A 12,336-nucleotide genomic window follows, 5' to 3' on the forward strand; every position below is an offset into this window, starting at 1 on the left:
TCCTCGCCGGCGGCGGCACCGCCGGGCACGTCAACCCGATGCTCGCGCTCGCCGACGCCGTGCGTCGGCGCCACCCCGACGCCGCCCTGCTGGCGCTCGGCACGCGCGAGGGGCTGGAGTCGCGCCTGGTGCCCGCCCGCGGCTACGAGCTCGCCGTCGTCCCGCGCGTCCCGCTGCCGCGCAAGCCTTCCCGGGACATGCTTGCCCTGCCGGGTCGGCTGCGCGCCGCCGTCGCCGCCGCCGACGAGGCGATCGGCCGGTGCGGGCCAGGTGGCGCGGACGTCGTCGTGGGGATGGGCGGCTACGTCGCCGTCCCGGCCTACCTGGCCGCCCGCCGCCGCGGCGTGCCCGTCGTCGTGCACGAGCAGAACGCGCGGCCCGGCGTCGCCAACCGCCTGGGGGCGCGGCTGACCCCGCACGTCGCGACGACGTTCCCCGGGACGCCGCTGCGGCGTGCCGTCCGGGTCGGGCTGCCGATGTCGCCGGCCGTCGCGCACCTGGACCGGGCGTCCCTGCGCGCCGAGGGGCGCGCGCACTTCGACCTGGACCCCGACCGGCCGACGCTGCTCGTCACGGGCGGCTCCCTCGGCGCGCAGCGGCTCAACACGGTCCTCGAGAGCGCGTGGCCCGACCTCGCGGCCGCGGGCGTGCAGGTGCTGCACCTGACGGGGGCCGGCAAGCCGGTGCGGACGGCCGAGGTCGCCGGCGGCCCCGTGCACCGGGTGCTGGAGTACACCGACCGCATGGACCTCGCCTACGCCGCGGCCGACGCGGCGCTGTGCCGCGCGGGCGCCGGCATGGTCTGCGAGGTCAGCGCCGTGGGGCTGCCCGCCGCCTTCGTGCCCCTGGCGATCGGCAACGGCGAGCAGCGGCGCAACGCCGCCCCCGTCGTCGAGGCCGGCGGCGGACTGCTCGTCGCCGACGGCGACCTCGACCCCGCGTGGTTGCGCGAGCACCTGGTGCCCGTGCTCACCGACCCCGCCGCGCTCGCGACGATGGCGGCCGCCGCCCAGGCCAGCGCAGTGCGCGACGCCGACGAGCGGCTCGCCGACCTCGTGCTGGCCGCGGCGGGACGGTCGTGAGCGTGGTGACCGGCGTGCCGCCGCTGCACGACCCGCTGTCGGGCGGCCCGGTGCCGCTGGCCTTCGACGTCACCGAGCCGGTGCCCGCCGCGGCCGAGCTCGGCGGGGTCCACCTGCTCGGCGTCGGCGGGGTCGGGATGTCCGGCATCGCCCGGGTGCTGCTCGCGCGGGGGCTGCCCGTCAGCGGCAGCGACGCGAAGGACGTCCCCGTCCTGGCGGCGCTGCGCGCGGTCGGTGGCCGGGTGGCGGTCGGCTTCGACCCCGCCCGGCTGGAGGGGGTCGGGACGGTCGTCGCGTCCTCGGCGGTCCGGAGCGACAACGTCGAGCTGGTCGCCGCCCGCGAGCGCGGGCTGCGCGTGCTGCACCGCTCGCAGGGGCTGCAGGCGCTCATGGCCGACCGGCGTGCCGTCGCGGTCGCCGGCACCAACGGCAAGACGACGACGACGTCGATGCTCGTCGTCACGCTGCAGCACGCCGGGCTCGACCCCTCCTTCGCCGTCGGGGGAGAGCTGACGGGCGCCGGCACCAACGCCCACGACGGCACGGGCGACCTCTTCGTCGCCGAGGCCGACGAGTCCGACGCGTCCTTCCTCGTCTACGCGCCCGAGCTCTCCGTCGTCACCAACGTCCAGCCCGACCACCTCGACCACTACGGCGACGCCGACGCCGTCGGGCGGGCCTTCGCCGCCTTCGCCGGCCGGGTGCGCCCTGGCGGGACGCTCGTCGTGTGCGCCGACGACCCCGGGGCGGCCCGGCTCGCGGCGGCGGTGCGGGACGCCGGCGAGCGTGAGCCGGGGGCCTGGCCGCGCGTCGTCACCTACGGGCTGGCGGCGACGGCGGACGTGCGGCTCGTCGACCTCGACCCCCGGGGCGGCCGGATCGCCTTCGGGCTGGTCGACGCCGCGGCCGGTGCGGCAGCGGACGCGGAGGACGGCGCGCCACGGCGGGTGCAGCTGGAGGTGCCGGGTGCGCACAACGCCCTCGACGCCGCGGCGGCGTACACGGCCGCCACCCGGCTCGGTGTCGCCCCGGACGTCGCCGCCCACGGGCTCGAGGGCTTCACCGGGACGCGCCGCCGCTTCGAGGCGCGCGGCGCCGCCGGCGGGGTGCGGGTCTACGACGACTACGCCCACAACCCCGCGAAGGTGGCGGCCGCCGTGGCCACGGGCCGGCAGGTGGCGGGGCAGGGGCGGCTCGTCGTCGTCTTCCAGCCGCACCTCTACAGCCGGACGCTCGACTTCGCGGTCGACTTCGGCGTCGCGCTGGGCGCCGCCGACGAGGTGGTGGTCATGGACGTCTACGCCGCGCGGGAGGACCCGGTGCCCGGGGTGTCAGGCGCGCTCGTCGCCGCCGCGGTGCCGCTGGCGCCCGAGCGGGTGGCGTACGTGCCGTCGTGGGGCGACGCCGCCCCTGCCGCGGTGGCGCGCACGCGGCCCGGGGACCTGCTGCTGACCGTCGGTGCCGGTGACGTGACGATGGTCGCGGGCGAGGCCCTCGCACGCCTCGGGAGGAGCTCGTGAGCGGGCGCCCGGTCGCCCCGCGCCCGCGGCCGCCGGCGCCGAGGGCCTCTGCGGGCCCCTCCGCCCCGGTGGAGGCCGAGGGCGTCGAGGGTGGCGGGCCCGCTGGAGCGGTCACGGTCGAGGACCGACTGCTGCTGGAGGAGCCCACGCCCGCCCTCGCCGGGGGCGGTGAGGGGCGCGACACCGACGGGCGCCCGGGGCCACCGGTCGCCGTGCACCTGCGGCGGCGGCCCGTGCGCCGGCCCGAGGGCACGTCGGCGCACGAGGTGGGGCCCGCCCCGGCGCGGGGCCAGCAGCTCGCCTCGGGGGTCGGTGCCACCTACCGGCGGGTCGTGCCGCCGGGCACGGCCCGTCGCTTCGCGGCGCGGGCCCGCCAGCAGCGGCGCGCGCTGCTCAAGCCCCTGCTCGTGACGCTGGCAGTCCTGGTCCTCGTCGGGGGAGCGGCCTGGGCGCTCCTGGCCTCGCCGCTGCTCGTCGTCCGTGACGTCGGCGTCCTCGGCCTGGACCGGCTGGACCCGGCCGCCGTCGCCGGCGTCGTCGACCCGTCGCGCGACGTGCCGCTGGCCCGGGTCGACGTCGGGGGCCTGGAGCGCCAGCTGGAGGACCTGCCGCTCGTGGAGTCGGCCGTCGTGGCGCGCGTGTGGCCCTCGACGCTGGAGGTGCGGGTCCTGGAGCGCGTCCCCGTCGCGGCGCTGCCGGTGCCCGGGGGCTTCGACGTCGTCGACCGCTCGGCCGTCACGGTGATGTCCACGCCCGAGCCGCCCGCCGACGTCCCCGTCGTCCAGGTGGACCTCGCGACCGCGGGGCCGGGCACGGTCGAGGCGGTCACCCGGGTGCTGGACGAGCTGCCGCCCGACCTGCGCGAGCAGGTCGCCACCGCCGGCGGCACGAGCCGCGACGGCGTGGTGCTGCAGCTGCGGTCAGGTGCGCAGGTGGTCTGGGGCTCCGCGGCCGACACCGCGCTCAAGGCCGAGGTCCTGGCGGCGCTGCTGCCCCGTGCCGCCGCGGTCTACGACGTCAGCGTCCCCGACTGGCCCGTCACCCGCGACGCCTGACACCGACCCCTAGCCGCGCGCGTGCGCGCCCGGGGTAGGGCGCGGGCAGGGGCCGGCCGCGCCGACCGTGCCGTCCGCCGCGGCGTGGTGCCCCCAGTCGGTCGACCCGCGGGGTCCGCGGTCCGCGGACATTTTGGGTTAGGGCTGGGTGAGCGCGGACCTCGCGGGTCTGGTGGCGGCGTGTCGACCCTGGTGGTCCGCGGTGGTGCGGGGGTGGTGGCGTGTGACGACGTCGTCGTCGCCCGCGTGTCGCGGCGTGTCCCGGCGCGGCGGTCGACAACGGCGAGGCGAGGCACCTACGGTTCACCCCAGCACGGACCGGACATAACTATAACCCTCAACTTGAGGGTGATGGTTGGCCCCGGCCGCCGACCGCAGCACCATCCCAAGCGACGCACCACATCAGACGACGCACCACCTCAGACGACGCACCAACTCCAGCGAAGGGCTCGCCTCGTGGCATCACCGCAGAACTACCTCGCCGTCATCAAGGTCGTCGGCATCGGCGGCGGCGGGGTCAACGCCGTGAACCGCATGATCGAGGTCGGCCTCAAGGGGGTCGAGTTCATCGCCGTCAACACCGACGCCCAGGCGCTGCTCATGTCCGACGCCGACGTCAAGCTCGACGTCGGCCGCGAGCTCACGCGTGGGCTCGGCGCCGGCGCCGACCCCGAGGTGGGGCGGCGGGCCGCGGAGGACCACGCGGAGGAGATCGAGGAGGCGCTGCGTGGCGCCGACATGGTCTTCGTCACCGCGGGCGAGGGCGGCGGCACCGGCACCGGCGGCGCGCCCGTCGTCGCCCGGATCGCCCGCGAGCAGGGCGCGCTGACGATCGGCGTCGTCACCCGGCCCTTCACCTTCGAGGGGCGCCGTCGCGCCAACCAGGCCGACAGCGGCATCGAGAGCCTCCGCGAGGAGGTCGACACCCTCATCGTCATCCCCAACGACCGGCTGCTGTCGATCAGCGACCGCGCCGTCAGCATGCTCGACGCCTTCCGCTCCGCCGACCAGGTGCTGCTGTCCGGCGTCCAGGGCATCACCGACCTCATCACGACGCCGGGGCTCATCAACCTCGACTTCGCCGACGTCAAGAGCGTCATGCAGGGCGCCGGCAGCGCGCTCATGGGCATCGGCTCGGCGCGCGGGGACGACCGCGCCGTCCTCGCCTCCGAGCAGGCCATCTCCTCCCCGCTGCTGGAGGCGAGCATCGACGGCGCCCACGGCGTCCTGCTCTCCGTGCAGGGCGGCTCGGACCTCGGCCTCTTCGAGATCAACGAGGCGGCCCGCCTCGTGCAGGAGGCCGCGCACCCCGAGGCCAACATCATCTTCGGCGCCGTCATCGACGACGCCCTCGGCGACGAGGTACGGGTCACCGTCATCGCCGCAGGCTTCGACGGCGGCACGCCCTCGCGCCGCCGGGACGAGCGGGCGGGCGCCGCGGCCCCGCAGGCGCGCCAGCAGCCGGCGCGCAGCGCGCCCCCGCGCCAGCAGCAGGCCCCGGCCGGCGGCGACGACGTCAGCTCGCCCTTCGGGTCCCGCAGGCAGGACCAGGGCGCGCCCGAGGGGGCGGACGCCGAGGTGGAGGCCGAGCCGGCCGAGGCCCAGGGGCGCCCGCAGTCCCTCGACTCGGGCCCGGCGTGGAGCCGCAGCGGGCGGGGCTCGGACGACGACCTCGACGTGCCGGACTTCCTGCGCTGAGCACCTCACCGCGGCCGGTGGCGTCCCAGGGCGCCGCGGTCGCCCGCGACGGGGGGACCGCCGGTGCCCTCGGCGTCGACCTGCTCCCGTGGGCGCGGGCCCTGCCCGGCGGTCGTGACGGCGCCCCCGGCGCGGTGCTCGCCCACACGTCGCGGCAGGGTCCGGGCTGGACGCCGCCGGGACGTCGCCCGGGCGGCGGAGGCGCCGCGACGGCCGAGGTCGTGCCTCCCGCCGGCCCCTACGCCGGCCTCGACCTCGCGCTGCACGTCGGGGACGACGAGCGCGCCGTGCTGGCCGCCCGCGCGGCCCTGGCCGCCGACCTCGCCGGCCGCGGCGCCCGGTCCGTGCAGTACCTGCAGCAGGTGCACGGGGCGGACGTCGCCGTGCTGCGGGAGGAGCCGGCGCCCCCGCCGGCCGCCGGCGCCGGCCCGGGGGCCAGGCCCGGGCGGGCAGCAGGGGACGTGCCCGCCGTCGACGCCGCCGTCACCGACGTCCCGGGGCTCGCTCTGGCCGTCCTGGTCGCCGACTGCGTGCCCGTGCTCCTCGCCGACCCCGCGGCCGGTGTCGTCGGCGTCGCCCACGCCGGCCGCCGGGGCGCCGTCGCGGGCACGGCCCTGCGTGCGCTGGAGGCGATGCGGGTGCTGGGTGCCCGCGACGTCGTCGCCGTGCTCGGGCCGAGCATCTGCGGGCGCTGCTACGAGGTGCCGCTCGCGCTGCGGGAGGAGGTCGCCGCCGTGAGCCCCGTGGCCGCGACGACGACGTGGGAGGGCGGCCCCGCGCTCGACGTCGCCGCCGTCGTCCTGGAGCAGCTGCACGGCGAGGGCGTCCCGGTCGAGCAGCTGCCCGGGTGCACGGCCGAGCGCGCCGACCTCTGGTCCTACCGCCGTGACGGCGCGGTCAGCGGCCGCCTCGCCGGGCTCGCCTGGGTGCCCGCGTGAGGACGGTGCACCGGTGAGCGGCGCGGCGGCCGGCGACGAGCGCGCCGCCCAGCTCCGGTCGGCGCTCGAGGGCCTGCACGCCCGCGTCGAGCGGGCCTGCGCGGCCGCCGGCCGACCTCCCTCGGGCGTTCGGGTCGTCGTGACGACGAAGACGTGGCCGGCCTCGGACGTGCTCGCCCTCGCGCGCCTGGGGGTGCGCGACGTGGGCGAGGCCCGCGAGCAGGAGGCGCGGGCCAAGCGGGAGGAGGTCCTCGCCGCCGGCTGGCCCGACGCGGCCGCCGAGGCGGTGGGGGGAGTGCAGGTGCGCGCCGACGACGGCCTCCGGTGGCACTTCCTCGGCCGGCTGCAGCGCAACAAGGCCGCGGCCGTCGCCGGCTGGGCCGCCCTCGTCCACTCCTGCGACAGCGTCCGCCTGGCCGACGCGCTGGCCCGGGGGGCGCGGCGGGCGGAGCGGGTGCTGCCGGTGCTGGCGCAGGTCGACCTCGACGGCGACGGGGACCCCGGGCGCGGCGGGGTGCCCGCCCCTGACCTGCCCGCGCTCGCCGACCACGTGGCGGCCACCCCCGGCCTGCGCCTGGACGGCGTGATGGCGGTGGCGCCGCAGGGCCTCCCGCCCGACCGCGCCTTCGCCCGCCTCGCCGGGCTGGCCGCGGCGGTGCGCGCCGACCACCCGGGCGCCGTCGTCCTGTCGGCGGGCATGACCGGCGACCTGGAGGAGGCCGTCGCGGCCGGGGCGACCCACCTGCGTGTCGGGCGCGCCGTCCTCGGCGAGCGCCCGCCGCTCGGGTAGCGTCCCGGCTGGCCGGCAGGGGCGGGACCGAAGAGCGGGCATCGAGGGAGTGACATGGCAGGCGCGCTGCGCAAGACGTTCGTGTACCTGGGGCTGGCCGAGGAGGACCCTCGCGACGACGAGCTCGACGGCTACGACGACGGGCGCCGGGAGGACCGGTCCTCCCGCAGCCACGACCGGGCGGCCGACGAGCGCGAGCAGCGGGCCGACGGTCGCGGCGACCGCGCCCTGACGGACCGCTCCGGGTCCGACCGCTCCGGCCCCGAGCGCCCTGCGTCCGACCACCGGGCCGCCGTCACGCCGATCAGGGAGCGTTCCATGTCACGCGTCGTGCCCGAGCCGCTGGGCGGCGACCTCAGCCGCATCACGACCATCCACCCCCGCAGCTACAACGAGGCCAAGGCCATCGGCGAGAGCTTCCGCGAGTCGGTCCCGGTCATCATGAACCTCACCGACATGGACGACGCCGACGCCAAGCGTCTGGTCGACTTCTCCGCCGGCCTGGTCTTCGGCCTGCGCGGCTCCATCGAGCGCGTGACGAGCAAGGTCTTCCTGCTCTCCCCGGCCCACGTCGAGGTGACCGCGGAGCAGTCGAGCCCGCAGCGGACGGGGAGCTCGAGCTCCTTCTTCAACCAGAGCTAGGCCGTCCGTGTCGCTGATCTTCGAGCTGCTGGCCTTCGTCGTCCTGCTCTACATCATCGTCCTGCTGGGGCGGCTGGTCCTCGACTGGATCCAGGTCTTCTCCCGCGACTGGCGCCCGACCGGTGTCGTCCTCGTCGTCGCCGAGGTCGTCTACTCCCTCACCGACCCGCCGCTGCGGTGGCTGCGTCGCTTCATCAAGCCGATCCGGCTCGGGCAGATCCAGCTCGACCTCGCGTTCATCGTGCTGTTCCTCGGCCTGACCATCCTGCGCAGCGTCCTGCAGTCCCTCGGCTGACCCGGCGGGCCCCTGGCCCCTCACCGCAGCGCCCAGGCCCCTCACCGCAGCGCCCGAGTCGTCGCACCCGCCGGTGCCCGTCCGCTACGGTCGAGCAGCCCTCGCGGTCGCGAGGCGACCGACGACACCGAGGTGCACCCGCATGGCTCTGACGCCCGAGTCCGTGGCGAGCAAGGTCTTCACCACGACCAAGTTCCGTGAGGGCTACGACCAGAACGAGGTCGACGAGTTCCTCGACGAGGTCGTCGCGGAGCTCGAGCGCCTCGCGGCAGGGTCCGCCTCGGGGCAGCCGGCAGAGGGGCCGTCCGAGACCGGCGCGTCGACGGCGGGCTCGCCGGTCGTCGAGGACGCCCCTGCGGCGGCAGCGCCGGTGGACGAGGAGCCCGCCCCCGCGGCCGAGCCCGCCGCGTCCGCCCCGTCGGAGGTGGACGCCGGAGGCGACGTCGCGCCGGCGTCGGCGGGCAGCGCCGCGGGCGTCCTGGCCCTGGCCCAGCGGCTGCACGACGAGCACGTGCGCGCGGGCGAGGTCGAGCGCGACCGGCTGGTCCTGGAGGCCCAGGTCGAGGCCGAGCGCCTGGTCACCTCCGCGCAGGAGACCGAGCGGACCACCCTCGCCGCCCTCGAGGAGCGCCGGGTCACCGAGCTCGGGGCCCTGGAGCGGGAGAGCAGCCTGCTCGAGCGCAAGATCGACGAGCTGCGTGGCTTCGAGCGCGAGTACCGCTCCCGGCTGCGGGCCTACCTCGAGGGCCAGCTGGCCGACCTCGACGGCTCCGCGGCCGTCGTCCCGGCCAGCGCCGACGGCGGTCACAGCTGACCGCAGGACGACCCGCCGCCGACGGCGCGGTGCCCACCACGGGCGCCGCGCCTCGTCGTCGTCGGCGGCTCCTCCTCCTGCTCGCGGCCGTCGCCGGCACGCTGTACGTCGCCGACCAGGTGACGAAGGTCCTCGCGGTCGCCTACCTCGTCGAGGGCCAGCCGGTCCCGCTCGTGCCCGGCGTCCTGGACCTGTACCTGCTGTACAACCCCGGTGCCGCCTTCTCCCTGGCCACGGGCCTGACGTGGCTGCTCACGGTCGTCGCGGTCGGCGTCGTCGTCGCCATCGTCCTCGTCGCCCGGCGCGTGGGCTCGCGCGGGTGGGCCACGGCCCTGGGACTCCTGCTCGGCGGTGCGGTCGGCAACCTCACTGACCGGCTGGTCCGCCAGCCGGGCTTCGCGGAAGGTCACGTCGTCGACTTCCTCCGCCTTCCCCGCTGGCCCGTCTTCAACCTCGCGGACTCGGCGATCGTCGCCGGCGCCCTGCTCGTCGTCCTCCTCACCGTCCGGGGCGTCGGCGTCGACGGGACCCGCGAGAAGGGCGGCGAGGCCGGAGGTGCGCAGGACGGTGACCCCGCCGGTGCGCAGGACGGCGACCCGGCCGACGACCAGGACGGCGAGGACGCCGGTGGCGGTGCCACCGGTGCCGGCGAGGGCCAGCAGGGCGACGCCCGTGGGTGAGGTCCGCGCCATGCCCGTGCCGGACGGGCTCGTCGGCCAGCGCGTCGACGCGGCCCTCGCCCGGCTGCTGGGGCTCTCGCGCACCGGCGCTGCGGAGGTCGCCGAGGCCGGCGGGGTGCGCGTGGACGGCCGCGAGGTCGGCAAGGCCGACCGGCTGCCCGACGGCGGCTGGCTGGAGGTCGAGATCCCCGACCCGCCGGCGCCGCCGACCGTGGTCGCCGAGCCGGTCCCCGGGCTGCGCGTCCTGCACGACGACGACGACCTCCTCGTCGTCGACAAACCCGTCGGCGTCGCGGTCCACCCCAGCCCCGGCTGGCGGGGCCCGACGGTGGTCGGGGGGCTCGCCGGCGCCGGCTACCGCGTCGCGACGTCGGGGGCGGCCGAGCGCCAGGGCGTCGTGCACCGCCTCGACGTCGGCACGTCCGGGGTCATGGTCGTCGCCAAGAGCGAGCGGGCGTACTCCGCGCTCAAGCAGGCCTTCCGCGAGCGGACGGTCGAGAAGACCTACCACGCGCTCGTGCAGGGCCACCCCGACCCGAGCGCCGGCACGATCGACGCGCCGACCGGGCGCCACCCCACCGCCGACCACCGCTTCGCGGTCGTCGAGGGCGGGCGCCCCAGCGTCACGCACTACTCGACGCTCGAGGCCCACCGGGCCGCGTCCCTGCTGGAGGTGCGCCTGGAGACCGGGCGCACCCACCAGATCCGGGTGCACATGTCCGCGCTGCGCCACCCGTGCGTCGGCGACCTCACCTACGGGGCCGACCCCGTCCTCGCCGAGCGGCTGGGGCTCTCCCGGCAGTGGCTGCACGCCGTCCGCCTCGGCTTCGTCCACCCCGGCACCGGGCTGCCGTTCGCCGTGGAGAGCACCTACCCGGACGACCTGGCCGAGGCGCTGCGGCGGCTGCAGGAGTAGCGCCGCCCCGCGCGCGGCGTCGGTCCTCTCCCCTCGCGGACGGCACGGACGCACGGACGCCCCCGACCTGGTGGTCGGGGGCGTCCGTGCGTCGCGGCGAGGCTAGAAGCTGATGCCGAAGGCCAGCCCGCCCAGCAGGTAGGTCGCCAGCGTGATGAGGATGACGCCGGTGATGTTGAGGACGATGCCGCCGCGCACCATCTCGCCGATGGTGACCTTGCCCGTGGCGAACACGATGGCGTTCGGCGGGGTCCCGACCGGCAGCATGAACGCGCACGTCGCCGCCAGCGCGGCGGGGATGAGCAGCGCGAGGGAGTCCACGCCCAGGCCCAGCGCGACACCTCCGAGCACGGGGATGAAGGTCGCCGCCGTGGCGGTGTTCGACGTCACCTCGGTGAGCAGGAGGATCAGGCCGACGACGGCCGCGACGAGCAGGATCAGCGGCAGCACGCCGAGCGGCGTCACCTGCGCGCCGATCCACACGTCGAGCCCGCTGCTCGCCACGGCGCCGGCGAGGCTGAGGCCGCCGCCGAACAGCAGCAGCACCCCCCACGGCAGGCCCTTCTGGGCGTCCTCCCAGCCCAGCGCCATCCGCCCGCCCTTCTCGGCGGGGATGATGAACAGGGCAAGACCGGCCGCGATGGCGATGGCGGTGTCGTTGAGCTCGCCGAGCCAGGGTGCGGCCTCCCCCAGGGCGGGGATGTTCGAGAGCAGGCCCGGGACGATCCAGAGGAAGGCCGCGGAGGCGAAGACGGCGGCGACGCACTTCTCGCCCCGGCTCATCGAGCCCATCTCGTCCAGCTGCTCCTGGATCATCTCCCGGCCGCCGTCGATCTCGCCGAGCGTGGAGCGGAACAGCACCCGGGTGATGAGCAGCCAGGCGACGACGATGAAGACGGCCCCCAGCGGGACGCCGAGGACCATCCACTGCAGGAAGCCGATGCTCAGACCCAGCTCGTCGTTGACGTAGCCCGCGACGATGGCGTTCGGCGGGCTGCCGAGCAGCGTCCCGAGCCCGCCGATGGAGGCGGCCCACGCGACGGAGAGGATGAGCCCGACGCCGAAGGTCTTCACCGCCGGGTCGGCGACCGCCTCGGAGATGGCGGTCTGGCCGTCGTGGATGGCGTCCTTGACCTCGGCCTTGTCCGCCCGCGAGCCGCCGGAGGCCCGGTCGACGACGAGCGTCAGGATGCTCATGGCGATCGGCAGCATCATCAGCGTCGTCGCGGTGTTGGAGACCCACATCGACAGGAACGCCGTCGACACCATCATCCCGAGGATGATCCGGCGGGGGTGGGTGCCGAAGGCCCGCAGCGTCATGAGCGCGATGCGCCGGTGCAGCCCCCACTTCTGCATCGCGATGGCGATGAGGAAGCCGCCGAGGAAGAGGAAGACGATCGGGTTGGCGTAGGGCGCGGTCGCCTCGGGCACCGTGAGCACGCCGAGGACCGGCAGGGCCACGATCGGGACGAGCGCCGTCGCCGACAGCGGGATCGCCTCGGTCATCCACCACGTCGCCATGAGCACGGCGATCGCGGCGACGAGACGACCCTCCTCGGGCAGCTCGGCCGCCCCGCCCAGGAGGAAGTACACCAGGACGGCCAGGGCCAGCCCGAGCCCGCGGAGCAGCCACGTCGTCCTGGTCGCGCGCGCCGGGCCGCCCTCGGCGTCGTGGGCGGGGCCCGTCGCGTTGTTGGTCGTGCGCCCGCTCGTGTCCGGTCGCGTGGCCGCCGGCCCCGGCGGGGCCGGGCGTCCGTCCGGCGTCCTGCCCTCGCCCCCCGGCAGCCCCCCGGTGCCGGTAGCACCCGCACCGCTGCTCGATCCCGTACCCGACGTCGTCGTCACCTGTTCGCCTCCTCGCGTTGGTGGGCACACGGTGGCACAGCCACGAGGCGATGCACCCACG

The 12,336-nt window shown here is 76.7% G+C and carries 12 protein-coding genes; 11 read left to right on the forward strand and 1 reads right to left on the reverse strand.

Going from position 1 to position 12,336, the window contains the following annotated elements; translation table 11 throughout:
• Positions 1 to 38: 38 nt before the first annotated feature.
• The 11 genes from WDV86_RS10440 (at position 39) to WDV86_RS10490 (ending at position 10,430) form a co-directional block, all read left to right on the forward strand.
• Complete coding sequence (locus tag WDV86_RS10440) at positions 39 to 1,082, forward strand: UDP-N-acetylglucosamine--N-acetylmuramyl-(pentapeptide) pyrophosphoryl-undecaprenol N-acetylglucosamine transferase (protein WP_445263028.1); 1,044 nt, start codon at positions 39 to 41, stop codon at positions 1,080 to 1,082.
• A 2-nt stretch (positions 1,083 to 1,084) separates the two neighbouring features.
• Positions 1,085 to 2,602, forward strand: a complete 1,518-nt coding sequence (gene murC, locus WDV86_RS10445) for a UDP-N-acetylmuramate--L-alanine ligase (RefSeq protein WP_339567570.1) — start codon at positions 1,085 to 1,087, stop codon at positions 2,600 to 2,602.
• Complete coding sequence (locus WDV86_RS10450) at positions 2,599 to 3,657, forward strand: cell division protein FtsQ/DivIB (protein ID WP_339567571.1); 1,059 nt, start codon at positions 2,599 to 2,601, stop codon at positions 3,655 to 3,657. The genes murC and WDV86_RS10450 overlap by 4 nt, the downstream gene beginning before the upstream one ends.
• Before the next feature lie 456 nt (positions 3,658 to 4,113).
• A complete protein-coding gene (gene ftsZ / locus WDV86_RS10455) occupies positions 4,114 to 5,355 on the forward strand; it encodes a cell division protein FtsZ (protein ID WP_339567572.1) in 1,242 nt (413 codons plus the stop codon).
• A 17-nt stretch (positions 5,356 to 5,372) separates the two neighbouring features.
• The gene (locus WDV86_RS10460; protein WP_339567573.1) at positions 5,373 to 6,293 is read left to right on the forward strand and encodes a polyphenol oxidase family protein; all 921 of its coding nucleotides are present in this window, start codon (positions 5,373 to 5,375) and stop codon (positions 6,291 to 6,293) included.
• 13 nt (positions 6,294 to 6,306) lie between these two features.
• Positions 6,307 to 7,083, forward strand: coding sequence for an alanine racemase (locus WDV86_RS10465; RefSeq protein WP_339567574.1), 777 nt, complete (start codon positions 6,307 to 6,309; stop codon positions 7,081 to 7,083).
• 54 nt (positions 7,084 to 7,137) lie between these two features.
• Complete coding sequence (locus WDV86_RS10470; RefSeq protein ID WP_339567575.1) at positions 7,138 to 7,725, forward strand: cell division protein SepF; 588 nt, start codon at positions 7,138 to 7,140, stop codon at positions 7,723 to 7,725.
• 7 nt (positions 7,726 to 7,732) lie between these two features.
• Positions 7,733 to 8,020 (forward strand): YggT family protein, encoded by a 288-nt coding sequence (locus tag WDV86_RS10475; protein ID WP_339567576.1) that lies wholly within the window; start codon positions 7,733 to 7,735, stop codon positions 8,018 to 8,020.
• Between the two features lie 142 nt (positions 8,021 to 8,162).
• Positions 8,163 to 8,834 (forward strand): DivIVA domain-containing protein, encoded by a 672-nt coding sequence (locus WDV86_RS10480; RefSeq protein ID WP_339567577.1) that lies wholly within the window; start codon positions 8,163 to 8,165, stop codon positions 8,832 to 8,834.
• 29 nt (positions 8,835 to 8,863) lie between these two features.
• Entirely contained in the window at positions 8,864 to 9,514 is a 651-nt protein-coding gene (gene lspA, locus WDV86_RS10485) for a signal peptidase II (RefSeq protein ID WP_339567578.1), read from the forward strand.
• Between the two features lie 10 nt (positions 9,515 to 9,524).
• The gene (locus WDV86_RS10490; RefSeq protein ID WP_339567579.1) at positions 9,525 to 10,430 is read left to right on the forward strand and encodes an RluA family pseudouridine synthase; all 906 of its coding nucleotides are present in this window, start codon (positions 9,525 to 9,527) and stop codon (positions 10,428 to 10,430) included.
• Positions 10,431 to 10,532: 102 nt separating this feature from the next.
• On the opposite strand, the gene WDV86_RS10495 is transcribed toward WDV86_RS10490, so the two are convergent.
• Positions 10,533 to 12,059, reverse strand: coding sequence for an SLC13 family permease (locus WDV86_RS10495; protein ID WP_445263029.1), 1,527 nt, complete (start codon positions 12,057 to 12,059; stop codon positions 10,533 to 10,535).
• Between the last annotated feature and the right edge of the window lie 277 nt (positions 12,060 to 12,336).

The organism is Pseudokineococcus sp. 1T1Z-3 (assembly GCF_037482365.1).
Classification (GTDB): domain Bacteria; phylum Actinomycetota; class Actinomycetes; order Actinomycetales; family Quadrisphaeraceae; genus Pseudokineococcus.